This is a genomic window from Oceanisphaera arctica, assembly GCF_002936955.1.
GTDB lineage: Bacteria > Pseudomonadota > Gammaproteobacteria > Enterobacterales > Aeromonadaceae > Oceanimonas > Oceanimonas arctica.
Map to the genome: position 1 here is coordinate 45,591 of NZ_MPZM01000016.1, position 24,798 is coordinate 70,388.

Here is a 24,798-nt window from a genome sequence, read left to right on the forward strand (position 1 = left end):
ACTTTTATTAAGAATTAACGTTTAAGAATGGCGTTCCAGCTGGCATCGAGCAGCTGCTGATAAAGGTGTTCATCGAGCTCGATACAGCCCTTGGTGCATTTCTGCGACAGCAGCATCAGGTTTTCGAGCGCCAGAAAGCCAAGCAGCTCAGCCGGCATGTCTCGAAATAACCCGGCTTCGCGACCATGTTCAAAGAATTCGAAAACCGGTTTGAAGTAACGTTCGTCCCTCTGTCGCTCTTCTTCCCGGTCAAACAAGGGAGAAGCCTCATACTGCACCCGGTAACAGAGACTGTCCGGATTGGCCTGCAGATAGTGCATGGTGTTAAGCCATAACTTTTGAAACTGTTCGTAGCTCGGCTCTTTAGTATTGACGTTCTGCAGTATCGCCGCCGACACCTCGATCAGTCGTTCTTCATGCACGCAGCGCAGCAGGGTTTCTTTGTCGGCAAAATATCGATAGATGGTGCCGGTAGCGACGTTGGCGTGTTTGGCCACCAGCTGCATCGATATGCCATGAAAACCACCATGCGCAATCAGGGTTTCTGCTGCAGCTAAAATACGTTCACGTTTATCTGGCATGAGGTGACCGGCCTTTCAGTATGAGATGACTAATGAATGAACGTTCATTCATTTCGTGAATTTTAAGTCTTTTCATCTATAAGTCAATCGCCCGCCGGGGCGCCTAAGGCCAGTCTAGCCAAAAAAAACAGCGCTTTGTCGACAAAACAACCACTTGGTGGTTTATTGTGAAAAAATGCTGGACAAGAAAGGGGTCGGGTCTTAGTATTCGCGGCGTCCCAATGTAGAGCGCCCGTAGCTCAGCTGGATAGAGCGCTGCCCTCCGGAGGCAGAGGTCACAGGTTCGAATCCTGTCGGGCGCGCCATCTGGTATTGGACGATGAATTGAAAATGGTGACCGTAGCTCAGTTGGTAGAGTCCTGGATTGTGATTCCAGTTGTCGCGGGTTCGAGCCCCGTCGGTCACCCCAGTTTCAGGCCAAGGTCTGGAAGCAGTAGAAAAATGCGAGGGTGGCGGAATTGGTAGACGCGCTAGCTTCAGGTGTTAGTGTCCTATGGATGTGGGGGTTCAAGTCCCCCCCTTCGCACCACTGCTTCAATAGGTTGTAATTGTTCTTAAAATAAGTACAATGCACAGAGTTAAAAGTAAGACATCGGCGTTTAGCGCAGCTTGGTAGCGCATCTGGTTTGGGACCAGAGGGTCGCAGGTTCGAATCCTGCAACGCCGACCAATTTAAAAAGCCAGCTCTCGTAGCTGGCTTTTTTTCGTCTGCAATTCACCAAAACAGCGCCAAGCATCTCCCCTCACCATTCACGCCTCACTGCTTTCAAACACAAGCAGGACTTAGAGGCCGAATAACCATACAATGACAGCCAAGTCTCGCAGATCATGGTTTATTCATGGCCGAAGAAATAAAACATAAAAAACCGAAAACCACCAAATCGGGCAGTGCCACTCAGGTGCAGTCTCTTTCTCGTGCCCTGCTGCTGCTGGAGCGATTGGCGGCGTCCGATATGGGCATGTCGCTGACCGAAGTGGCCGGCAGCCTGGGGTTGGCACCTTCTACAGCGCACCGCCTGCTCAACAGCCTGCGCAGCCACGACTTTGTGGATGTGGATGAAAGCCAGGGCCTGTGGAGCATCGGCGTCAATGCCTTTTCGATCGGCAACGCCTACCTCAAGAAGCGCGATGTGATTGCCCAGTCCCGGCCCTTCATGAAGCGGCTGGTGGCAGAAACGGGAGAAACCTCCAACCTGGCGATACTGGAGCAGGACAGGGTCGTCTATGTGGGGCAGGTGGAATCACCCCAGACCATGCGCATGGTGGTGTCGTTGGGCAGCAGCTCGCCGCTGCACGCCTCCGGCGTGGGCAAGGCCTTGCTGTCGGTGATACCGCCGAAAGAAGCGATGGGGCTGATCAGGCAAACCGAGCTGACCGCCTTTACCGAGCATACCATCACCAGTTACGAGCAGTTTGAGCAGGAACTGGGCAAGATCCATCGGCAGGGTTATTCGCTGGATGATGAAGAGCAGTTCGAGGGTTTGCGTTGCATCGCCGCCAATATCTATAACGAATACGGTGAAGCGGTCGCCGCCATTTCCATTTCCGGCCCGGCGGTACGGGTGAAGCGGGAACAGCTATCCCAGCTCAGCACTCTGGTGATGGACGCCGCCCGGGAAGTAACCCACGCTATCGGCGGCAAGGCACCCTGAACAGCAGCGGTAAGCCATAAGTGAAACCGTCATGAGCGCAGGCCTGCGTTCTGCCGGGTAATTTCTCTTTGTTTGCAGATTGTGGTGTAGCCCAAAGCTACACCCCACCCCGCCTCCCCCTGGCGACAATCCGCAGTGATTCTGTGTTCCCGCTGCCAAGGGGGAGGGGCCGTTCAGGCGATGACTCTAGATCCTGCGTCATTCTCCAACCTGTTCCCTCCCCTTTATTCGGGTTTGCAGAATAACGCCGAAGTGCAACGCAAGGGGAGGGCTAGGGAGGGGTTGCTGTGTTGGTGTGTTTTTCGCTTACGGCTTACCGCTTTTTCCTGTCCGATCAAAAAAGGCCAGTCCGGTGGACTGGCCTTTTTTATTATCGGGCTCTGGAGCTTAGAAGCTCAGGGCGCGATCGCCTTGCTCGTCCTTGATACGGGTCGGCAGGCCCATTTCGTTGAGCAGGTTGATGAACGGCTTGGGCGGCAGCTGTTCCACGTTGGCCATGTGCTTCACATCCCACTCGCCGGTGGCGATCAAGATGGCGGCGGCCACCGGCGGAACACCGGCGGTGTAGGAAATGCCCTGACTACCCACTTCGGAATAGGCGTCGGCATGGTCGGCCACGTTATAGATAAAGACTTCTTTATCCTTGCCGTCTTTCTTGCCCTTGACCAGATCACCGATGCAGGTCTTGCCGCTGTAGTCGGGAGCCAGAGAAGAGGGGTCGGGCAGCACGGCCTTGACTACCTTGAGCGGCACCACTTCCAGGCCCTCGGCGGTTTTCACCGGCTGTTCGGACAGCAAACCCAGATTCTTCAGCACGGTGAACACGTTGATGTAGTGCTCGCCAAAGCCCATCCAGAAACGCACGTTGGGTACATTCAGGTTCTGAGACAGGGAATGCACTTCGTCGTGACCGGTCATGTAGCTGGTCTGGCTGCCTACTACCGGCAGATCGTCGGTGCGCTTCACTTCGAACATCTGGTTCTGCACCCACTCGCTGTTCTGCCAGGACCAGACCCGACCGGTGAACTCGCGGAAGTTGATTTCCGGATCGAAGTTGGTGGCAAAGTAGCGGCCGTGGCTGCCGGCATTGATGTCGATGATGTCGATGGAATCAACGCTGTCGAAGTACTCGTTTGCCGCTACTGCGGCATAGGAGTTGACCACACCCGGATCGAAGCCGGCACCGAGAATGGCGGTAATGCCGTTGTCGGCACACAGTTGCTTGCGCTTCCACTCGTAGTTGGCGTACCAGGGCGGCGTTTCGCAGATCTTGGTCGGGTCTTCGTGAATGGCGGTATCCAGATAGGCGGCGCCGGTCTCGATACAGGCCTGCAGCACCGACATATTGATGAAAGCCGATCCGACATTGATCACCATCTGCGACTGTGTTTTGTCAATCAACGCCTTGGTGGCTTCGATATCGAGCGCATCCAGGGCATGGGCTTGCAATTCACCGGCAACCTTGAGGCTGCCCTTTTCCCGCACGCTGTCGACGATTTGCTGACATTTCTCGACAGTACGCGAGGCGATATGGATGTTACCCAGAACATCGTTATGTTGAGCGCACTTGTGTGCGACAACCTGGGATACACCACCGGCACCAATAATCAGAACGTTTTTCTTCATTTTTTTCCTCTGGAGCCTCCTTGGAAAGGCTTTGTTGGGGTTACTCCATGCCTCAGGAGAGGCTGCTTACAAAGTCGTCGAACGTGAACTCCTTGACCAGCGTCACGCTGCCATCGAGCTCACGTACGGCAATGGCGGGCATCTTGACGCCATTGAACCAGTTTTTCTTGACCATGGTATAGCCGGCGGCGTCGATAAAGGACAGTCGGTCACCGACCTTGAGCTCGCGCTCGAACCTGAATTCACCGAAGATATCGCCGGCCAGGCAAGACTTGCCGCATACCATGTATTCTAGCTCACCCTCGTTGGGCGCCATTTTGGCGGACTCGCGATAGATCAGCAGATCGAGCATGTGGGCCTCGATGGAGCTGTCCACTATCGCCAGCTGCTTGCCGTTATAGAGGGTGTCGAGCACCGTCACCTCGAGCGAGGTGCTCATGGTGATGGAGGCCTCGCCGGGCTCGAGGAAGACCTGCACGCCGTAGCGCTCGGAGAATGCCTTGAGCCGGTCGCAGAACTGATCCAGCGGATAGTCGTCGCCGGTAAAGTGAATGCCGCCGCCGAGGCTGACCCAGCTGATCTGGGGATGTTCCAGCAGGCTGCCGAATTTGTCTTCTATTTCGCCCAGCATCTGGTCGAACAGGGCAAAGTCGCTGTTCTCGCAGTTGTTGTGGATCATGAAGCCGGAGATCCGGTCGATGACGGTGGCCACATTGTCCGCGTCCCACTCACCCAGACGGCTGAAGGGGCGGGAGGGGTCGGCAATCAGAAATTCGGAGCTGGATACGCCGGGGTTCAGGCGCAGGCCACGGACATGGCTGGCGGAGGCGTCGGCGAAGCGTTCGAGCTGGCCAACAGAGTTGAAAATAATCTTGTCGGAGTGAGCCAGCACTTCCGCTATTTCGTCGTCGGCATAGGCCACACTGTAGGCGTGGGTTTCACCGCCAAACTTGAGTTTGCCGAGTTTGACCTCGTTGAGGGAGGACGAAGTGGTGCCGTCCATGTATTGGCTCATCAGATCGAAAACCGACCAGGTGGCAAAACATTTCAGAGCGAGCAGCGCCTTGGCGCCGGAGTGTTCGCGCACATAGGCGATCTTCTCCATGTTGCGCAGCAGCTTGCTTTTGTCGATGAGATAGTACGGCGTCTTAATCACCTGAGTCATACCCTCTTACTCGGTTTAACCGCCCGGCCAAAGCTCGGGAAATTTAAAGCGCGTGATTATAGTGGAAAGGGGGGGATGCTTCGAGCAAAAAAGTGCCATGGTTGCAATTTCAATTTGCTTGTAGTGTGGTCCGGTATGGCATAGAGGCAGGCGGCAAACCGGGCCGGAGCACTGTTTGCCGTCTTTAGTCTTGTTCACATTGGCGATGGCTTACGCCATTACAGTCGGCTGCAGGTTCGAATAGATCCTGCCAAGCCCTTTATTGACTCCAAAATACTGGCGAAAACCTGATCCAGCTGTTTGACTTACTGTGCACTCAGGGAGGAGGTCAGACAATGAAGATAACAAAATACTATCCGGGGTTGGGTGGAATAACACTGGCGGCGAGCCTGCTGCTTACACTTCCCCTGCTGGATTCGGTTACCGGCCTTGATACGGGCGGCACTGTCTATGCGAAAGCGGGGGGAGATAATGGCAACGGCAATAATAGCGGCAGCGGAAATCACGGCGGCCATGGTACCGATGCCGGACATGGTCATGACAATTCCGGGCGGCAGCACCAGTCCGAACATTCAGCCAGAGGCAAGTCTTTCGGCCATCATCACGGCTCCTTGGCCAGTGCAATGGGTGGCCTGAATGCCGGCCATGCCTCCGCCAATGCCCGCGCTAAGGCCAACCCGCACTCCAGGGTTGGCTTGATTGCCCGCTATGAGCAGGCGGTGTTGGAAGGCCGTGAGCTCAGTGGCGAACTGGCCGCTATCGACGCGGAAATGGCCGAGCTGAACTACCATCGAGACCGATTGCAGGAAGTGGATCCCGAGAAGGTCGAGCAGCGAATTATCGAACTGCAAACCGAGCTAGCGGCCTTGGATCCGAATTTACCCGCTTATCAGCAGGATCTTGATGCCCTCAACCGGGAGCTGTACGAGCAACTGGATGCGGCACTTTATACCAAGACCGATCTCGAGACGCTTGAGGGGCAGATTGCCGGGCTCGAAGCCCGACATGTGGAGGTAGAGCAATCGCTGGAATATGCCGAGCAGACCGAAGCCGAAGCTCTGGACGCCGCCGCCAATAAGCCGGTGACGGCTAAGGTGGTGGATGGACTGAAGGCGTTGCTGGGGTTGGATTAGTTGGCGTCAGTGCAAACCGATCATGGCCGACGACGTCAGCCATATGTTGAAAACAATAAAAGCACCTAGAAGGTGCTTTTATTGTTTATCGGTGAGGATTAATGGCTTAGCCGCCCCTGAAGTCGGCGGTCATTATTTGGACTAATCTGAATTACTTTGGCAGCACCAGAATGGCCCGGAAGTCGTTGACGTTGGTACGGGTCGGGCCGGTTTCTACCAGGGCGTTCAGCTGATAGAAGAAAGAGTAGCTGTCGTTGTTGGCCAGATATTCTTCTGCTTTCAGTCCGGCCTGTTCGGCCTGGGCGTACAGCTCGGGGCCTATGATGGCACCGGCGTTGTCTTCCACGCCGTCGATGCCGTCGGTGTCGGCGGCCAGGGCGTAGACGCCGGGCTGACCCTTGAGCTCGTTAAACAGGCTCAGCATGAATTCGCTGTTGCGTCCGCCACGGCCGTTACCCTTGATGGTCACCGTGGTTTCACCGCCGGACAAAATCACGCAGGGCGCCGGAATAGGCTGGCCACACTTGATAATCTGCTTAGCGATGGCGGCATGTACCTTGGCCACTTCGCGGGATTCACCTTCGATGCAGTCACCCAGCACCAGCGGGGTGATGTTGAGCTCGCGAGCTTTGGCGGCTGCCGCGTCCAATGCATCTTGCGGGGTGGCAATCATGTGGAACTCGGCCTTACTCAGGCGTACGTCGCCGGGCTTGACGGTTTCGGACTCCGGGTTCTGCAGCCAGCTGCGCACGTGCTCGCCCACTTCGATGCCGTAGCTGTCGAGAATAGCCTGAGCCTGAGCAGAGGTGGTTGGGTCTGCCACTGTGGGGCCTGAGGCGATCACGGTCGGCTCGTCGCCGGGTACGTCGGAGATGCCGAGGGCAATCAGACGGGCCGGATAGGTGGCGGCGGCCAGGCGGCCACCCTTGATGCCGGACAGGTGCTTGCGCACACAGTTCATTTCATCGATGGCGGCACCGGACTTGAGCAGCGCCTTGTTGATGGATTGCTTGTCGGACAGGGTCAGACCCGGTGCAGGCAGGCTCAGCAATGAAGAACCGCCGCCAGATAGCAGGCAGATCACCAGATCGTCTTCGCCGAGGGCGGACACCAGTTCCAGCATGCGACGACCCACGCGCTCACCGGCATCATCCGGTACCGGATGGGCGGCTTCGATGATTTCGATGCGCTCACAGGGCGCGCCGTGATCGTAGCGGGTCACCACCAGACCGGACAATTCGCCTTCCCAGATGGCGTCCAGTTCGGCGGCCATGGATGCGGCGGCTTTGCCGGCACCGATGACAACGGCTTTTTGACGAGTATTCTTGGGCAGGTATTCGGCCAGGTTACCCTTGGGCAGGGCGGCGGCAACGGCGCTGTCGAATAACTGCTGTAACAACTCCTTGGGGTGGATATCCATTGCAAATACTCCTGAAAAAACGGCTGTCTTTATTTAAGGCTTATGAATAGGTGGGGCAGCACACCGGCAATCAAGATCTGACACAAAGCCCCCTGAGTGAAAGTCTGCGCTTGCCGATGCCTGCCCCGATTCAGACCGGTCCGCGACTGAAGCCTGAAAGTCGCGAACCGGTAAAGGCTTATTCGCCCCGGATGTTGTGGTTGGCCAGGTGCTCCAGCGCTTTAACCATGCCGGAGTGATCCCAACCAGCACCGCCCAGAGCGTTACAGGTGTTGAACAGTTCCTGAGCACCGGCGGTGTTGGGCAGAGAAATACCCAGTTCACGGGCGCCAGTCAGGGCCAGGTTCAGATCTTTCTGATGCAGTGCAATACGGAAGCCCGGGTTGAAGGTACCCTTGACCATACGCTCGCCGTGCACTTCCAGGATCTTGGAAGAAGCGAAACCGCCCATCAGTGCTTCACGCACCTTGGCAGGATCGGCACCGGCTTTAGAAGCAAATACCAGCGCTTCGGCAACGGCTTCGATGTTCAGGGCAACAATGATTTGGTTAGCTACTTTAGTAGTCTGACCGTCACCGTTACCGCCCACCAGGGTGATGTTCTTGCCCATCAGGTCGAACAGCGGCTTGACCTTGTCGAATACGGACTGCTCGCCACCGACCATGATGGTCAGGGCTGCGTTGATCGCACCCACTTCGCCGCCGGATACCGGAGCGTCCAGGTAGTCTGCGCCAGTTTCGTTAACGCGCTTGGCGATAACTTTGGTGGCGATCGGAGAGATGGAAGACATGTCGACGACGATCTTGCCGGCAGACAGGCCTTCGGCTACGCCGTTTTCACCGAACAGCACTTCTTCAACCTGAGGGGTATCGGGCACCATGGTGATGATGATCTCGGCGGCCGTAGCCACGGCGGCAGGGTTTGCCAGAGCAATGCCGTTGTCACCCAGCAAGTCGGCCGGAGCCTTGTTGTAATGCTCGGAGAAATACAGGGTGTGACCCGCTTTTTGCAGGTTCTGCGCCATGGGCTTGCCCATGATACCGGTACCGATGAAACCTATTTTCATGTTCTTTTCCTCTTGTCTTGCGGCGCCGGCAGTACCGACGCCAGGAGAAATCAGATGTTAGAGACTCATACTACGCCGTGCGTCTTCAACCAGCCCAGACCTTCTTCGGTGGTGGTGGCCGGCTTGTATTCGGCGCCTACCCAACCCTGGTACCCGATCTTGTCCAGGAACGCGAAGATGTTGTGGTAGTTCAGTTCGCCAGTGCCCGGCTCGTGACGACCCGGGTTATCGGCCAGCTGAATGTGATTGATGATGCCGAGGTTCTTCTCGATGGTCGGGATGATGTCCCCTTCCATGATCTGCATGTGGTAGATATCGTACTGGAAGGCCAGGTTGTCTGAACCGACTTTCTCGATGATATCCAGCGCCTGCCGGGTGTTGTTCAGGAAGAAGCCCGGAATATCACGGGTGTTGATCGCTTCGGCAATCAGCTTGATACCGGCTGCTTCCAGCTTTTCGGCGGCAAACTTCAGGTTGGCCACAAAGGTCGCTTCGGCTTCGTCATAAGACACGCCGGCAGGCTGAATACCGGCCAGACAGTTCACCTGGTTGTTACCCAGAACCTGGGCGTATTCGATAGCCTTATCAACACCGGCTTGAAACTCTTCAACACGGTCAGGATGGCAAGCAATGCCGCGCTCGCCGCCGTCCCAGTTACCGGCTGGCAGGTTAAACAGCACCTGAGTAAGGCCATTGGCATCCAGTTTGGCTTTAATGTCTTGTGCAGTTTCAGCATAAGGGAACAGATATTCTACACCCTTAAAGCCAGCCTTGGCGGCGGCTGCAAAGCGGTCCATAAAGGCCACTTCGGTAAACAGCATCGACAAGTTGGCAGCTAATTTAGGCATAACAATGTCCTTCATTAATTGGGGCACAAACAAGCCCAGCCTGGTGGCTGGGCTTTAGCGTATTAATTAATCGAGCATTGAAATAGCAGTAGGGGCGTCAACGCCTTTCTCTGCCAGTTCTTCAAACTCGTTAACTGCGTCAATTTCAACGCCCATAGAGACGTTGGTTACACGCTCGAGAATCACTTCAACTACTACTGGTACAGAGAATTCAGCCATCAGTTTCTTGGCTTGTTCCAGTGCAGGAGCGATTTCTTCCGGCTTGTAAACGCGGATGGCTTTACAACCCAGGCCTTCAACAACTTTCACGTGGTCAACGCCGTACTCGCCCAGCTCGGGAGAGTTGATGTTTTCGAACGACAACTGAACACAGAAGTCCATGTCGAAGCCACGCTGTGCCTGACGGATCAGACCCAGATAAGAGTTGTTTACCAGTACGTGGATGTACGGCAGTTTAAACTGTGCGCCAACGGCCAATTCTTCAATCATGAACTGGAAGTCGTAGTCGCCAGAAATAGCAACAACGTTGCGAGACTTGTCTGCAGCAACCACACCCAGAGCAGCAGGAATAGTCCAACCCAGAGGGCCAGCCTGACCACAGTTGATCCAGTTACGTGCGCTATACACGTGCAGGAACTGGGCAGCAGCAATTTGTGACAAACCAATGGTAGATACATAAGTAGTATCGCGGCCAAAGACCTTGTTCATTTCCTGGTAAACGCGCTGTGGTTTAACAGGCACGTTGTCGAAGTTGGTCTTGCGCTGCATGGTGCGCTTGCGTTCTTGACACTCGGCAACCCAAGCAGAGCGGTCTTTCAGCTTGCCTGCGGCTTTCCATTCCTTGGCAACTTCCAGGAACAGATCCAGAGCGGCGCCGGCGTCAGATACGATACCCAGGTCCGGGCAGAATACGCGACCAATCTGAGTAGGTTCGATGTCTACGTGGACGAACTTACGGCCCTTGGTGTAAACATCAACAGAACCGGTGTGACGGTTAGCGAAACGGTTACCCAGACCCAACACGAAGTCAGATGCCAGCATGTTGGCGTTACCGTAACGGTGTGAAGTCTGCAGACCACACATACCCGCCATCAGCGCGTGGTCGTCAGGGATAGTACCCCAGCCCATCAGCGTAGGAATAACGGGTACGTTTACCAGTTCGGCAAACTCGGTCAGTTGCTTGTCTGCGTTGGCGTTGATAACACCACCACCAGATACCAACAGCGGCTTGTCTGACTCGTTCAGCATGGTCAGCGCTTTTTCGATTTGAATGCGATTAGCAGCTGGCTTGTACGCAGTCATTGGCTGGTAAGCTTCGGCGTCAAATTCAATCTCAGCCATCTGTACGTCGAACGGCATGTCGATCAGTACAGGACCAGGACGGCCAGAACGCATGATGTGGAAAGCCTGCTGGAAAGTACCGATCAGCTGAGCCGGCTCCATTACACAGATAGCCCACTTGGTTACTGGCTTGGCGATAGCTTCGATGTCTACAGCCTGGAAGTCTTCTTTGTGCATGCGAGCACGCGGCGCCTGGCCTGTGATGCACAAAATTGGAATCGAGTCAGCCATGGCTGAGTACAAACCGGTGATCATATCGGTACCGGCAGGGCCAGAAGTACCAATACACAGGCCGATGTTGCCTGGGTTTGCACGGGTGTAGCCTTCGGCCATGTGTGACGCGCCTTCAACGTGGCGAGCCAGCACGTGTTCGATAGTACCCAGGCCACGCAGTGCTGCGTAGAAAGGGTTGATAGCGGCGCCGGGAACGCCAAAGGCTTTAGTTACACCTTCCAGCTCAAGGATTTTGGCGACTGCCTCGATTGCTTTCATTTTAGCCATAATCGGTATCCATTCATCTGAGGTGCTCTCGGCACCGTTGTTGGTTGTCCATGATATTCGGTACGCAGTTCCGCTTGGTGAGGCGGTTAACAACCACGTAACGCTTAGCTTGATGATACAAAAAAAACTGTGACGATCAACATGTTTTTGGAAATCATTTTTACAATGCGGAAATTGTTGAAACGGATTTTCCTGTTATCGCCCCTGGTTACTCGGTAGTTATTTTTTGTTTTTAAAGGAGTTTATTGCTGCGCTACTGGCGTGGGACACAATGGAGCCCGTGTTCCATTTGTGGCCTAATGAGCACAGAAGCCGGGAGTGAAGGTGCCACCGGCGCACGGGTGGTAACAATACTATTACCAAATAAACATTTGGTACAGTTTTGATTACAACTGTGTGAACAATTAACTCATTATTTTATATAAACAGGGTCATACCAATCTTGTGCAATGCCACAAGTAATCGTGATCCGAGCTTTTTTAGTCTAGTCCGCTTTTGGCGGCTTGCACGCGCCAAAAGCCGGCAATCAGTGCCAGCTGGCAGCCATGCTGCAACTTAATCGAATGGATGGGTTAGTCCGGGTGACCCAGCCTGTTGAAACCCCTGTCATGCGGCGGTCATCCGTTACTGTAATACTCGGGTGTAGGTAATGGAGTCGGCGGTGGATTTGACAGGGTACTTGCGTGAGTTGTGCGCTGCACAAAAAAAGATCTTGTAAAACGTTTTTGTGCGGTGCAATATTGGTGGTGTGCGCCGAGGCCAAGAAAGTGGAGTGATGATGTTTTTCTTGCTGGCGTACCGGGCCTAGAGCCACCCCATTCTTCAGGAGATAAAAAATGTCATTGTTCGATTTTGAAAAACTGCAAAACATCCAGCAAACCAACCTGAACCTGGTACAGGGTCTGACCAATAATCTGGTTGCCAGTGCCACCAAGCTGGGTAAGCTGCAGCAGGATTCAGTGGCCGAACTGGGTGCCGCCCAGTTTGACTATGCCGGCAAGCTGCTGGCTGTGCGTGACATCAAGGATCTGTGTGAGCTGCAAAGCGCCTTCTTCAGCCCCACCGCCATTCTGGACCGTCACCTGGCTTTCAACCGTGAAGTGCTGGCCCTGCTGACCGATAGCCAGCAGCAGGTTGGCCAGTTTACCGAGCAGCAAATTGCCGCCGGCAGCCAGCAGTTGAATGAAGTGATTGAGCAGCTGGCCGGCAATGCCCCCGCCGGTACCGAATCTGCTGTTACCGCGCTGAAGACTGCGGTAAACAACGCCAACGAAGCCTATGAGCAGGCGCAAAAAGCGGCCAAAGAAGCCGCCGAGATCACCGACAAGGCGGTCAAGCAGGCAGCCGAGCAGTCTGAAAAGGCCGCCAGACAGGTAGCAGAAACTGCCGAGAAAGGCATTAGCGCCGCGACCAATGCCGCCGCACAGCACGCAAGCAATGCCAACAACAATGCGAAAAACGCGCGTAGCTCAGCCAAAAGCAATTAATTAAACGATAACGATAAATAACAGCGGTTATCTCGTTCAAGACGATAAGAATTATTCCTTATCGTCTTTTTTTTCGTCTTTATTTTCAGAGCTCTCGGCACTACCGCCCTTGTTGTCGCTCTTGTTATCGGGCTGGTTGAAGCCGCCGAACAGACCGAACATGTTCTGGGTGTTGAGGTAAAGGCTGCGGGACTGCTCTACATACTGCCGCATCATATCCTGCATCACAGGTACCTGACCGTGCATGAACTGGGTCCAGGCCTGTGACGACTGGCTACCGGTCTGGGTCTGAATATCGATCACCGACTGAATGCTTTCTTCCAGATAGCTGCCCAGCACCCCCTGAAAGGGCCCGTAGAAACGGATGATGTTCTTCAGCATGTCGCTGGAAAATATCGGGTCGCCGTCGCTTTCCGCTTCCTGAATGATCTGCAGCAGAATGCTGCGGGTAATGTCGTCGCCGCTTTTGGCGTCCACCACCTGAAAGGGTTCTTCTTCCTGCACCAGCCGACGAATATCGACCAGAGTGACATGGCTGCTGGTGTGGCTGTCGTACAGGCGGCGGTTGGGGTACTTCTTGATGATGCGGATACTGTCCTGTGATTTTGACATGCGACACTGATTCTCGGCGGGCTAGGTTGACTGGCAGTGTATCCCAATAGCCAGCAGCGCTCAATTTGGGGGCCGCTGACGGCGGACGATGGCGCTGAATCGAGCATCACCATCTGTTATTATTTGTGCCGATTATTTTCCCGATACAGGCAGGACGACAGATGCAAGTTGCTGACAACACCGTAGTACAGTTCAACTACACCCTTAAAAACGAAGACGGCATGGTGCTGGACACCAACGTAGACAACACGCCGCTGGCCTATTTGCATGGCCATAACGGCATGATGGAAGGCCTGGAAAAAGCGCTGACCGGTAAAGAAGAAGGCGAAAGCTTCAGTGTCACCCTGACCCCGGAAGAAGGTTATGGCGAGCGCAAAGACGACATGATCCAGCGCGTACCGGTCAAGCATCTGCAAGGTGCCAAGAAGTGGAAAGCGGGCATGATGGCCACAGTGCATACCGAGCAAGGTGAGCGTCAGGTTACGGTAGCCAAGGTAGGCAAGTTCATGGCCGATGTAGATATGAACCATCCACTGGCCGGTTTGACGCTGAATTTCGATCTGGAAGTCGTCAGCGTACGTGCCGCCACCGAAGAAGAACTGGCCCACGGTCATGCCCACGGCGAAGGTGGTCACCACCATTAATTACAGCGGTAAGCTGTAAGAAAAGATTAAAACCTGAGCTGAACACGGTTTTTGGCTGGGTGTGTGTATAGAGGCAGCGGGGTGGCTTTCGCCGTCCCGCTAAAAATGATGACACTCACAGTTTTAGCCTGCTGCAAACATTCACTGGATGTTTGGTCAGGCTAAAACTGTTCGTCACGGCGAGGCAGGTTCGCCCGTGCCGCGACCGTGAATGCCACCCCAGTTCGTGATCACCCCCACACAAGATCCGGGTCAGAAAACCGCTGAAATTGGCAGTTATCTTCTACCCATCCATGTAGAATGCGTTTTCAATGATCATGCAGCTTTTGCTGTTGAGTGCACCCCTGTAGGAACCCCACATGAAAAAGACAATCGCTTTAACTCACCCTAAGCTGCAACCTGCTCGCCTGGTGGACTCAATCAAGTATGACATTAAGAAGTACCTTAAAAGAGAGCGTAACAAGACGCTGCCCGAAGGTATGGACTACTGGACGTTCGATTGTCGCTTTGGTGCGTCAGAAGATGCGGCAGAAGAGGTCTATACGTCTGAAATCAATAAACATATCGATGCAGCCGTGGCGCAGGAACTACCCGAGTTCTATGTAGAGATTCTTGCCAGAGCTTGTAACCACGGGCCGCGCCCGAGTGTTACAGAAGCGGATGACGAAGCGTAAGAATCAAAATTCTTTCCGCAGCAGATCAGCGTTCAACGTAAGCGGGTAGCCCCGCTGCACCCGACCTGGAAGTGGTCGGCGTGAGCGCCGCCTCTCTCATCAGTGCGGAGTCGCTGGTGAGGAGCGCGAACAAAAAGGCCGAGCAGATGCTCGGCCTTTTTGTTGGGTGCGGCATGCGGCACACGCCTGGACTAGCCGGCAAACTGTTTGGGCTGAACCAGTCTCAGGTAGTCTTTCATGGGCAGGCTGAACAGTTCACGGTAGCTGCCGGCACTGAAGACGATTTCTTCCTGGTGTGCGAGTTCGGTGTCGATGTACACCGGCATTTCATACAGGTTGCCAAAGGGGGGCAGGGCACCGACCTGGCAGTCGGGAAATTTCTCGCGGAAGTCGTTTTCATGCAGAAAGGTCACTTCCTTCGCCGACAGGGCCTGGGCCAGGGTGTCGGTATGGATCTTCTTGGGGGCGGGTACCACTATCATGGTCATCTGGCCATCCAGTGTCATGATCACCACCTTGGCCATCACCCAGCCCGGTACATGGGCGACCTCGGCCACATCCTGAGCGGTAAACGCCGGCGAGTGGGTAATCACCCGATACTTGACCCCTTGTTGGTCCAGATATTGCTGTAATCGTTGGGCCGGCATAACAAATCCTCCTGACAGATACGGAACATCGCTTGACGATTGAAGTATAGGTCACGGGGGGACGCTGACGGCGTGCGGGACTGGCCTCTGCACATGACTCAAGTCTACAAACGGTTAGCGCCCCGAGAGGCAACTGGGCAACCTCCTCCGACACGCCGTGAACACATCCATGTGGGCTCACACATGCCATCCATGGCATGTGATGGTCGGCTGAGGTTATCCCAGCCGCCTCTCTGATCAGCGCGGAGTCGTCGGTGGAAGCGCGAATAAAAAGGGCAAGAGGCAAGACCTGCCCCCCTGACTTTGTTGTCCAGAATGTCGCCAATCCAGTCCTGAAAAATGGATTTCAGGCTCTCTGGTGGCAGGATGGCAAAGATGCGGTTAAAGGTGTCATGTGAAGGAATGCCACCAGGCAATGTCAGCCACCGCCGGAACCATTGCTCTCGCTCTTTGGCAAATTAAGGTGATCTCACTCTAAGTGTCGAATCCGCACATTATGGCACAGGTCGCCATGAAAACGACTTCAGATAAGACATGCGAGCACTTCGCCGGCAGATGTGGGTCTGGGAGCGTTTCGAGATAATCGAGCAAGGGTTTTGGGCCATAACAAAGCCAGGTTGGTCAAGATCGCCACTATTTACTCTCTTGTGGCGAAGGAGGCAAGGCCAACCGTTCATCTTACTTTTTGACCGATCGAAGCTTGATCAAGCTGAACGAAAACTGATCATGCGTTGCCCCTGGCAAAAGTCCTAACCCTGTGATTCTTTTTATCCTCGCTCTCCTAGTTCTCCTCACTCTCCTCACTCTCCTCACTCTCCTCATTATCCTTGTTCTCCTATCCACTCTTGTATTTTTATTGAAATTAAAAATCTTGTAAATTAAAGTTGTGCGCAAAATACTTGTTGATATTGTTATTTCTTTGATCAACAATCCTGAAAATTTTGTATTAAGGTGTGTTTTATGGCTTTTGTTAAATTTGTCGCTTCCGCTCGCAAGTCTCCTCTAGGAGCTCATGCTAGCTTTCGTGCTTACAAAAATGAGAAAGGTGAGGTGACACAAGCAAAATTGAGGATAGGGTGTTCTGGCATTGAAATAATGAAAAAATTAGGCCTAGATTACGTAGCAGATATGAGAGCAGATCTATTTTTTGATAGTGAAAATGGGGCTGTCGCAATTAAGGTTAACGAAAATGGTCAACTCAAAGTTCGTAGGCCTCATATGAGCAAGAAGAGCGATTATATTGAGTTTGGTGCGGCTGATCTCACAAAGATGAATATTGCCGAAGGCGGTTATGTTATTCATGAACCAAGAGTCAATGAGAAAGAATTTGACTTCCTACTTTTCCCAATTCCTACAGAGTAACACCCTGATTTTGTTTGTTATGCAGCGTCGCTTTAATTCTCGAGTAGTGGTGCGACTTTATCCTGTAGCCATTCTCTGATTTCGAATGTGTAATCATCCCATTCGTTCGTTGTGGCAAGGGTTATTTGGCCGCTGGTCTTGCTTCTTGCCTTCTGTAGCAAAACACTTGAGCCGGGAGGCAGGGGAAAAGAAAGGCCTGCCCCCCTGTGGTGTGGCCAGTTGTCCGTAGACGACACCAACAGGCGGCGTCGGGCATCAAGGAGGGCAAAGGGATCTGCTCCGCCGACCCTCCGCGCCAGGGAGGGCGCGGCGGAGCCCCCAGGGATGGGTTTACGGCGAGTCGGCGGAGCGGGCCCTTTGTCCGACCTTTATCGAGTACCGAAAGCGGACATTGGTTTAATGGTTTAATGGTTTGAGCCAAACAAAAAGGCCGAGCAACCGCCCGGCCTTTTACTTTATATATCAAATGCTTATCTCATGGTAACGAACTCTTCGGCGCCGGTCGGGTGTATCGCCACGCAGGAATCGAAGTCGGCCTTGGTGGCGCCCATTTTCACGGCGACCGCAAAGCCTTGCAGAATTTCGTCCATGCCGAAGCCGATGCCGTGAATGCCCACAACCTTCTCGTCGTCACCCACACATACCAGCTTCATCTTGCAGGGCTGGCGGTGGCTGGTGACCGCGGTGTACATGGCGGTGAAGGACGAGGTGTATACCTTCACCTGATCGTCGCCGTGCTTCTCGCGCGCTTCGGGCTCGGTTAGCCCTAAGGTACCGATGGGCGGATGGCTGAACACCACGGTGGGTATCAGATCATAGTCCATTTTGGCGTCGGGCTTGTTGTTGAACAGCCGTTCGGACAGCTGACGACCGGCCTTGACCGCCACCGGGGTCAGTTCTACGTAACCGATGTTGTCACCCACCGCGTACACGCCCTTGGCGCTGGTATTCTGGAATTCATCTACCTTGATGTAGCCGCGCTCATTCACTTCTACGCCAGCCGCGTCCAGGTTCAGGCTCTGAGTCAGCGGACGACGGCCGATGGCCCAGATCAGGCAGTCCACCTCGAGCTGTTCGTCGTTCTCCAGATTCAGTAGCAGGCTGCCGTCAGCCTGCTTTTCCACGCTCTTGGGGATGGAGTGCGTATGCAGCTGAGGCCCTTCGGTGGCCATGACCTCTACTAACGTGTCGGTGATCAGCGGGTCGAAGCTGCGCAGCGGTGCATGCTTGCGCACCAGCAGATGGGTCTCTGAGCCCAGGGCGTTCATTACGCCGGCCAGCTCGACGGCTATGTAGCCGGCACCGACCACGGCAACGCGCTTGGGCTGCTCGTTCAGCTCGAAGAAGCCGTTGGAGTCGATGCCGTGCTCGGCACCGGGGATCTGAGGGATGATGGGCTCGCCACCGGTGGCGATCAAAATATGGTCGGCGGTCACTTCTTCGCCGTTCACCTCAAGGGTGTTGGCGTCCTTGAAGCGGCCGAAGCCTTTGATCACGGTGATGTTATTCTTGCCCAGCACCCGGTCGTAAGACTGGTGAATGCGACCGATATAGGCTTGGCGGCTCTCGACCAGCCTGGCCCAGTTGTGGCCCTTGAGTTCGACGTCGAAGCCGTAATCGGCCGCATAAAGCTTGACCGCATCGGCAATCTGAGCGCCGTGCCACATCACTTTTTTGGGCACGCAGCCCACGTTGACGCAGGTGCCGCCCAGATCTTTGGCCTCAATCAAGGCTACTTTTTTACCGTGCATGGCGGCGCGGTTGGCGGAGGCGATGCCGCCGCTGCCGCCACCGATGGCGATATAGTCGAAATGCTGTGCCATATGTCTGCTCCCTGGATTAGTGGGTCGATTAATGCTCTCGGCCGATTGTACACCAAGTTTCATCGTAGAAGGCGGTCAGTAAATAGCCGGTTCGATGGCCAATCGGGCGCTGAATGCATGAAAAGCTTGAACATTGTCGCCACTATCACCATGTTAGGGGTATTCCCTCGATTGCCTGTGGGCAAGTCGACGGCCAAAACGATTAAGAGGTACAGGACATGACGAACCCGCTACTGACCATGGACGGCCTGCCGCCCTTCAGCCAGATCAAACCGGAACAGGTAAAGCCGGCGATAGAGCACGCCATTGCCGACTGCAAGAAGCGGGTCGAAACCGTGCTGTCCCGCGATGAAGACTTCACCTGGGACAGCCTGATAGCGCCACTGGAAGAGGTGAACGATCACCTCGGGCGCATCTGGTCACCGATCAGCCACCTCAACAGCGTGCTGAACAGCGACGAGCTGCGTCAGGCCTATGAGTCCTGCCTGCCGCTGCTGTCTGAATATCACACCTGGATGGGCCAGCACGAAGGTCTGTTCGAGGCCTATCAGAGCCTGGCGGAGCGGGACAGCTTCAAGAAGCTGAGCCTGGCCCAGCAAAAGGAAGTGGACAACACACTGCGTGACTTCCGCCTGTCTGGTATCGCGCTGGAAGCATCGCAAAAGCAGCGCTTCGGCGTCATCAAGTCCCGTCTGTCGGATCTGGCGTCCAGCTTCTCCAATCGGGTGCTGGATGCTACCCAGGCATGGACCAAACTGATTACCGACAAAAAACAGCTGGCCGGCTTGCCCGAGTCGGCGCTGGCGGCGGCAAAGGCTCAGGCCGAGGCCCGCGAGCTGGACGGCTGGCTCTTCACCCTGGACATTCCCTCTTATCTGCCGGTGATGATGTACGCAGACGATGCGACCCTGCGTGAAGAGCTGTATCGCGCCTACTGCACCCGGGCGTCGGATCAGGGCCCCAATGCCGGCGAGTTCGACAACACCGCCATCATCGAAGAAACCCTGGAGCTTAAGCAGGAGCTGGCCACCCTGCTGGGCTATGAAAACTATGCCCAGCTGTCTCTGACCACCAAGATGGCCGAGAACGAACAGCAGGTGCTGGACTTCCTCGACCAACTGGCCGAGAGATCTCATCCCCAGGGCCTGGCCGACCTGGCCGAGCTGGCGGAATTTGCCCTCGAGAATCATGACGTAGAGCAGCTCAACGCCTGGGACGTCACCTATTACGGCGAAAAGCTCAAGCAGCATAAATACACCATTTCCGACGAAGAGCTGCGGCCCTACTTCCCCGAGCACAAGGTCATACACGGCCTGTTCGAGACCGTGAAGCGGCTGTTCGGCGTCAAGGTCACCGAGCGTTTCGGGGTAGAAGTGTGGCATCCGGACGTGCGCTTCTTCGACATTTGCGGTGAAGACGGCGAACTGCGCGGCAGCTTCTATCTGGACCTGTACGCCCGCGCCAACAAGCGTGGTGGCGCCTGGATGGACGACTGCATCGGTCGTCGCTATCGGGAAGACGGCAGCCTGCAAAAGCCGGTGGCCTACCTTACCTGCAACTTCAACGGCCCGGTGGGCGATACCCCGGCGCTCTTTACCCACAACGAAGTCGAGACCCTGTTCCACGAGTTTGGTCACGGCATTCATCACATGCTGACCAAGGTGGACGTGGCCGGGGTGGCCGGCATCAACGGCGTGGCCTGGGATGCGGTAGAACTGCCCAGCCAGTTCCTGGAAAACTGGTGCTGGCAGCCCGAGGCGCTGGCATTTATTTCCGGCCACCATGAAACCGGCGAACCGCTGCCGGCAGACTTGCTGGAGCGGATGCTGGCGGCGCGCAACTTCCATTCGGCGCTGATGATGCTGCGTCAGCTGGAGTTCGCCCTGTTCGACTTCCGTCTGCACATGGCGGCCGACGGCGCCACGCCGGGCCGGGTTCAGGCCATTCTGAACCAGGTGCGCGAGACCGTATCGGTACTGCCGCCACCGGCGTTCAACCGCTTTCAGCACAGCTTCGGCCATATCTTTGCCGGCGGCTATGCGGCGGGTTATTACAGCTATAAGTGGGCTGAAGTGCTGTCGAGCGATGCCTTCTCCCGCTTCGAGGAAGAAGGGGTCTTCTCGGCCAAGACCGGACGCGACTTCCTGCATGCGATTCTGGAGCAGGGCGGGTCCAAGGAGCCGATGGAGCTGTTCAAGCAGTTCCGGGGCCGCGAGCCGAAAATCGACGCCCTGTTGCGGCATTCGGGTATTATTGCCTGACGATGAGGACGGGCCGAACGCCGGCCCGTCCCTTGTCGTATACTTGACGACAATGATTTATATTTTTCCAGACGGCTGGCCTTGGTGCCAGCCGTTTTTAATGGTAATTCCCGATGAGTGATAATGTGTTCCCGCTGCGTATTGAGCTGGAAGATCCAGCGCTGCAGCATGAAGCCGAGCGACTGACGCTGGCCATGCAGGGGGTGAGTGCAGAAGCGCCCTTCGCCCTGGTGCTGACCGAGGGGCGGCTGGAGCTGCGCAAGCTGGACGAGCCCAAACTGGGCGCCGTTTATGTGGATCTGGCGGAAGGGGCGGTGGCGCACCGGCGCAAGTTCGGTGGCGGTCGTGGCCAATCCATTGCCAAGGCCGTGGGCCTCAAGCACGGCCACACGCCGAGCGTGGTGGACGGCACCGCCGGCCTGGGGCGAGATGCCTTCGTGCTGGCCTCGCTGGGTTGCGAGGTGACCCTGTGCGAGCGCCATCCTGTGGTGCATGCCTTGCTGGCCGACGGCCTGCGCCGGGCGGCGCAGGACCCGGATATCGGCGACTGGGTCGGTGAGCGGCTACGGTTGCTGCCCTTCGGCCAGACTCTGGCAGGCATAGAGCGGCAGCCGGACGTGGTGTATCTGGACCCCATGTTTCCCCACAAGAAGAAGACGGCGCTGGTCAAGAAAGAGATGCGGGTGTTCCATTCGCTGGTGGGCCCGGACCTGGACGCCGACGTCTTGCTCCCACTGGCGCTGCAACTGGCCCGGGCGCGGGTAGTGGTGAAGCGACCCGGCTACGCAGGCTTTCTCAACGAGGTGAAACCTTCCGCCCAGATCGAGACCAAGAACAACCGCTTCGATCTCTATATTAAGCAGGCGCTGTAAACCGGATCCGTGCGCATTTCTTTTGTTTAGGTTACGCTAATTTAATAATCTGATGCGAGAGGAGGATGCAATGACGGGACACAAGGCACCTTTGGTGAAGGCGTTTCTGGAGCCGGACAGCGAAACCTTCAGCTATGTGGTGTACGACCGGCCGGGTGGACAGGCGGTGGTGATCGATCCGGTGCTGGGCTTCGATTATGCCGCCGGACGCACCCGTACCGACTCGGCACAGAAGCTGCTGGACTTTGTGCGTGAGCAGAGACTGACCGTACCCTGGGTTCTGGAAACCCACGCCCACGCGGATCATCTGTCGGCGGCGCCCTTTCTGCGGGAGCTGCTGGGCGCGAAGATTGGCATCGGCGAGCAGATCACCGAAGTACAGGCCATTTTCCGTGACGTATTCGAGCTGGAAGCGACCTTTTTGCCCGATGGCAGCCAGTTCGACCGTCTGTTTGCCGACGGCGACACCCTAGAGGTCGGCGAGCTTAATATCCGGGTGATGCACACCCCCGGCCATACCCCGGCGGATCTGACCTACGTCATCAACGAGCAGGCGGCTTTTGTGGGCGATACCCTCTTTATGCCCGACGTGGGCACAGCCCGTTGCGATTTTCCCGGTGGCAGCGCGAGCCGGCTGTATCAGTCTATTCAGCGCCTGCTGGCGCTGCCGGAGAGCACCGACATTCATGTCTGTCACGATTACCCCAAGCCCGGCCGGGACCATCGCCATGGCACCACGGTGGCCGAGCAGCGCCAGCACAACATTCATGTGCGTGACGGCATCGATGAGGCAAGCTTTGTCCGGATGCGGCAAGAGCGGGACGCCACCCTGGGCATGCCCCGGCTGATCCTGCCGGCCATTCAGGTCAACATTCGCGCCGGGCAGATGCCGCCGGCAGACGAGCAGGGCAAGGTGTTCCTGAAAATCCCCATCGATCGGCTGTAACACTCTCAGCTGTAACGCACGACGGCGATGTTTATATTTTGCGTGTCGCCCTTTTATGATGACGGCAGTGAGCTCACCGTCTGCATCAGTTTTTTATGCAATGGCTGAGCCATCAGTGGCTCGGGATCGATCAATTCCAGCCGGCCTTCTTTCTGAGGGGCGATGCGGTAGACGCTGAGCTGGTCATCCACCTTGTTGAAGGCTCGCCAGCCGTCTTCCACCCGCAACACCGCTTTGAGCCGGGCTACTTTCAGCTCGCGACAGAAGGTTTCTATCGCCGGCAAATCGAAACACACCTCGTTGAGAAAACGCCAGCCAATCGAATAATGATCCTGACCGTGGTTGCTATAGCGGCGCCAGGGCTGATTGCGACTGAGTCGTGGGCCTGAGTCGGCAATCAACGGACGAGCGGCGTTGCTGGCGTGGGCTTGGGGGCTTTTGGCCCTGCGTTCGGCGTGGTGCGGCTGTTGCAGCCAGCTAATATCCAGTTGCCCCTGAGTCACCTCCACCAGCTGCTGGGGTGGCTGATTCTGGTCTATACCCAGGCGCAGGGCCTCGAGCTGTGCCGGCTCGCAGAGTTCGGTCTTGTTGGCCACTATGATGTCGGCCAGCGCCAGCTGATCCCGATAGGTTTCGTGATCCTGGTAGCGTTGGTCGCTCCATTGGCGCGGATCGACCACACAGAAGGCGGCACCCAGTTGCAACACGTTCTGATAATGCTCGGCGGTCAGGGTATCCATAATTCGACTGGGGTGGCCCAGGCCGCTGGGCTCGATGAAGAGCCGGTCCGGTTTGGCCTTGTGCAGCAGGGCGTTGAGCCCAATCTGAAAGGGCAGGCCGGACACGCAGCACAGGCAGCCACCCGGTACTTCCTTGATCATGGCGCCCTGCTCCGTCAGCAGGGCGCCGTCGATGCCGACCTCGCCGAATTCGTTGACCAGAATGGCCCAGCGTTCCTGCTCCGGTTTGTTGGCCAGCAGGTGGCGCAGCAGGGTGGTTTTGCCGGTGCCGAGAAAACCCATGACGAGGTGGGTAGTAACGGGAGTGCTCATGGCTTCGTCCGCAAAGAATGATTTTGTTATCTTATAACATGTTCTGGGAAGGAAAAAGGCGGAGTATTAATGGTGGATGGATTGGTGAAGATGCGGGCAAAGGGCCAGCTCCGTCACTTCTATTAATCAGAGCCAGTATCCGGTCATCTTTTGAGCCGGTTCCCAGAGGCAACACAGCCGTCTCCCACGACACGCCATAAACCATCCCTGGGGCTCGGAAATGCCGTCCTTGGCATTTCACGGTCGTGGGAGCCGTTCTCTGTTGCCTCTTCTTGAACACCGAGTTGTCTGCAGGCGGCGCCGATGCATCAAGGAGGGCAAAGGGATCTGCTCCGCCGACCTTCTGTTTCAGGGATGAAACAGATAGCGTACACGGATGTATTCATAGCGAGTCGGCGGAGCGGGCCCTTTGTCCGACGTGAACACGGAAATGAATGAGATCAACTTATAAAGACGGTGGGTATAAGGCGAAGATAAGCCCGCCGACAGCAACAGAGTGTCGGCGGGTTTGTATTAGATTAAGGCTGAATGACTATCCGGCCCTTTAGCTTGCCGGCCAGCAGGTCCTGGGCGGCTTGGATGCTCTGCTCCAGGGTGAACTCTTGCGCCTGATCTTCAAAGTTCAGCGGCAGGCTTTTCTGCAGACGCTGCCAGGCTTCGATGCGTTTTTCTTTGGAGATATAAACGGAATCAATGCCCTGCAGCTGCACGCCGCGCAGAATAAAGGGCATAACGGTGGTGTTGAGAGCCACGCCACCGGCCAGGCCACAGGCGATAACGGCGCCGTTCATCTTGGTCTGGCTGAGGATCCGGGCCAGGGTGCGGCCACCTACGGCATCGATGGCGCCGGCCCAACGCTGGGATTCAAGCGCCGCCGGCTCCTTGTCGAGTTCGGTGCGGTCGATAATCTGGCTGGCCCCTAGGGACAGCAACCACTCTTTATGCTGCATACGGCTGGTTTCGGCATGCACTTCAAAGCCGGCCTTGGCCAGCAGGCGTATCGCCACCGAGCCCACGCCGCCGCTGGCGCCGGTGACCAGCACAGGGCCCTGATCCGGTTTGACACCGGCGCGCTCCAGCGCCAT

Annotated in this window: 21 protein-coding genes, 4 tRNA genes and 1 pseudogene; 13 read left to right on the forward strand and 13 right to left on the reverse strand. The window is 55.9% G+C overall.

Features of this window, described 5'->3' with window-relative positions:
• Positions 1-14: 14 nt before the first annotated feature.
• Positions 15-581: a TetR/AcrR family transcriptional regulator gene (locus UN63_RS09215; protein ID WP_104486473.1), complete on the reverse strand. Its 567-nt coding sequence runs from the start codon at positions 579-581 to the stop codon at positions 15-17.
• 228 nt (positions 582-809) lie between these two features.
• Here UN63_RS09215 and UN63_RS09220 point away from each other — a divergent pair.
• The 5 genes from UN63_RS09220 to UN63_RS09240 all read left to right on the forward strand — a co-directional run bounded on the left by UN63_RS09220 (position 810) and on the right by UN63_RS09240 (position 2,233).
• Positions 810-886: transfer RNA gene (locus UN63_RS09220), tRNA-Arg, on the forward strand.
• A gap of 28 nt (positions 887-914) precedes the next feature.
• A tRNA-His gene (locus UN63_RS09225) sits at positions 915-990 on the forward strand.
• Between the two features lie 34 nt (positions 991-1,024).
• Positions 1,025-1,110: transfer RNA gene (locus UN63_RS09230), tRNA-Leu, on the forward strand.
• 64 nt (positions 1,111-1,174) lie between these two features.
• Positions 1,175-1,251: transfer RNA gene (locus UN63_RS09235), tRNA-Pro, on the forward strand.
• Between the two features lie 169 nt (positions 1,252-1,420).
• Positions 1,421-2,233: an IclR family transcriptional regulator gene (locus tag UN63_RS09240; RefSeq protein WP_104486474.1), complete on the forward strand. Its 813-nt coding sequence runs from the start codon at positions 1,421-1,423 to the stop codon at positions 2,231-2,233.
• 387 nt (positions 2,234-2,620) lie between these two features.
• Here the strand turns inward: UN63_RS09240 and UN63_RS09245 are convergent, their stop codons facing one another.
• Together UN63_RS09245 and UN63_RS09250 are read right to left on the reverse strand one after the other, a co-directional pair.
• On the reverse strand, positions 2,621-3,859 hold the full coding sequence (locus tag UN63_RS09245; RefSeq protein ID WP_104486475.1) for a saccharopine dehydrogenase family protein: 1,239 nt from the start codon (positions 3,857-3,859) through the stop codon (positions 2,621-2,623).
• 52 nt (positions 3,860-3,911) lie between these two features.
• Complete coding sequence (locus UN63_RS09250) at positions 3,912-5,024, reverse strand: carboxynorspermidine decarboxylase (RefSeq protein ID WP_229793482.1); 1,113 nt, start codon at positions 5,022-5,024, stop codon at positions 3,912-3,914.
• Positions 5,025-5,359: 335 nt separating this feature from the next.
• Here UN63_RS09250 and UN63_RS16955 point away from each other — a divergent pair, with 335 nt between their 5' ends.
• Positions 5,360-6,157, forward strand: a complete 798-nt coding sequence (locus UN63_RS16955) for a hypothetical protein (protein ID WP_146084731.1) — start codon at positions 5,360-5,362, stop codon at positions 6,155-6,157.
• A gap of 151 nt (positions 6,158-6,308) precedes the next feature.
• Here UN63_RS16955 and UN63_RS09265 read toward each other — a convergent pair whose 3' ends face one another.
• The 4 genes from UN63_RS09265 to gcl form a co-directional block, all read right to left on the reverse strand.
• Positions 6,309-7,577, reverse strand: a complete 1,269-nt coding sequence (locus UN63_RS09265) for a glycerate kinase type-2 family protein (RefSeq protein ID WP_104486478.1) — start codon at positions 7,575-7,577, stop codon at positions 6,309-6,311.
• A 178-nt stretch (positions 7,578-7,755) separates the two neighbouring features.
• On the reverse strand, positions 7,756-8,643 hold the full coding sequence (gene glxR / locus UN63_RS09270) for a 2-hydroxy-3-oxopropionate reductase (RefSeq protein ID WP_104486479.1): 888 nt from the start codon (positions 8,641-8,643) through the stop codon (positions 7,756-7,758).
• Positions 8,644-8,708: 65 nt separating this feature from the next.
• Positions 8,709-9,491: a hydroxypyruvate isomerase gene (gene hyi, locus UN63_RS09275; protein WP_104486480.1), complete on the reverse strand. Its 783-nt coding sequence runs from the start codon at positions 9,489-9,491 to the stop codon at positions 8,709-8,711.
• 66 nt (positions 9,492-9,557) lie between these two features.
• Entirely contained in the window at positions 9,558-11,333 is a 1,776-nt protein-coding gene (gene gcl / locus UN63_RS09280) for a glyoxylate carboligase (protein WP_104486481.1), read from the reverse strand.
• Between the two features lie 836 nt (positions 11,334-12,169).
• Between gcl and phaP the strand changes: the two genes are divergently transcribed.
• Complete coding sequence (gene phaP, locus UN63_RS09285; protein ID WP_104486482.1) at positions 12,170-12,820, forward strand: TIGR01841 family phasin; 651 nt, start codon at positions 12,170-12,172, stop codon at positions 12,818-12,820.
• A gap of 51 nt (positions 12,821-12,871) precedes the next feature.
• Here phaP and phaR read toward each other — a convergent pair whose 3' ends face one another.
• The gene (gene phaR, locus UN63_RS09290; protein ID WP_104486483.1) at positions 12,872-13,432 is read right to left on the reverse strand and encodes a polyhydroxyalkanoate synthesis repressor PhaR; all 561 of its coding nucleotides are present in this window, start codon (positions 13,430-13,432) and stop codon (positions 12,872-12,874) included.
• A 161-nt stretch (positions 13,433-13,593) separates the two neighbouring features.
• Between phaR and UN63_RS09295 the strand changes: the two genes are divergently transcribed.
• On the forward strand, positions 13,594-14,076 hold the full coding sequence (locus UN63_RS09295; RefSeq protein ID WP_104486484.1) for an FKBP-type peptidyl-prolyl cis-trans isomerase: 483 nt from the start codon (positions 13,594-13,596) through the stop codon (positions 14,074-14,076).
• A gap of 359 nt (positions 14,077-14,435) precedes the next feature.
• On the forward strand, positions 14,436-14,750 hold the full coding sequence (locus tag UN63_RS09300; RefSeq protein WP_104486485.1) for a DUF6172 family protein: 315 nt from the start codon (positions 14,436-14,438) through the stop codon (positions 14,748-14,750).
• Between the two features lie 191 nt (positions 14,751-14,941).
• Here UN63_RS09300 and UN63_RS09305 read toward each other — a convergent pair whose 3' ends face one another.
• Entirely contained in the window at positions 14,942-15,397 is a 456-nt protein-coding gene (locus UN63_RS09305) for an aminoacyl-tRNA deacylase (protein ID WP_104486486.1), read from the reverse strand.
• Positions 15,398-15,690: 293 nt separating this feature from the next.
• Positions 15,691-15,988, reverse strand: a pseudogene (locus UN63_RS09310) (ISAs1 family transposase); the annotation flags it as partial.
• A 369-nt stretch (positions 15,989-16,357) separates the two neighbouring features.
• Here UN63_RS09310 and UN63_RS09315 point away from each other — a divergent pair.
• On the forward strand, positions 16,358-16,759 hold the full coding sequence (locus UN63_RS09315; protein ID WP_104486487.1) for a hypothetical protein: 402 nt from the start codon (positions 16,358-16,360) through the stop codon (positions 16,757-16,759).
• A 470-nt stretch (positions 16,760-17,229) separates the two neighbouring features.
• Here the strand turns inward: UN63_RS09315 and gorA are convergent, their stop codons facing one another.
• Complete coding sequence (gene gorA, locus UN63_RS09320; protein WP_104486488.1) at positions 17,230-18,582, reverse strand: glutathione-disulfide reductase; 1,353 nt, start codon at positions 18,580-18,582, stop codon at positions 17,230-17,232.
• 218 nt (positions 18,583-18,800) lie between these two features.
• Between gorA and prlC the strand changes: the two genes are divergently transcribed.
• The 3 genes from prlC (at position 18,801) to UN63_RS09335 (ending at position 22,661) form a co-directional block, all read left to right on the forward strand.
• A complete protein-coding gene (gene prlC / locus UN63_RS09325) occupies positions 18,801-20,843 on the forward strand; it encodes an oligopeptidase A (protein WP_104486489.1) in 2,043 nt (680 codons plus the stop codon).
• Between the two features lie 113 nt (positions 20,844-20,956).
• The gene (locus tag UN63_RS09330; protein WP_104486490.1) at positions 20,957-21,715 is read left to right on the forward strand and encodes a class I SAM-dependent methyltransferase; all 759 of its coding nucleotides are present in this window, start codon (positions 20,957-20,959) and stop codon (positions 21,713-21,715) included.
• Positions 21,716-21,785: 70 nt separating this feature from the next.
• Positions 21,786-22,661 carry an MBL fold metallo-hydrolase gene (locus UN63_RS09335; RefSeq protein WP_104486491.1) on the forward strand — a complete coding sequence of 292 codons (876 nt, stop codon included), beginning with the start codon at positions 21,786-21,788 and terminating at the stop codon, positions 22,659-22,661.
• 53 nt (positions 22,662-22,714) lie between these two features.
• Here the strand turns inward: UN63_RS09335 and UN63_RS09340 are convergent, their stop codons facing one another.
• Positions 22,715-23,713 (reverse strand): CobW family GTP-binding protein, encoded by a 999-nt coding sequence (locus tag UN63_RS09340; protein ID WP_104486492.1) that lies wholly within the window; start codon positions 23,711-23,713, stop codon positions 22,715-22,717.
• Positions 23,714-24,231: 518 nt separating this feature from the next.
• On the reverse strand, positions 24,232-24,798 hold a 567-nt coding region (locus UN63_RS09345; RefSeq protein WP_146084732.1), incomplete at its 5' end, for a zinc-binding dehydrogenase.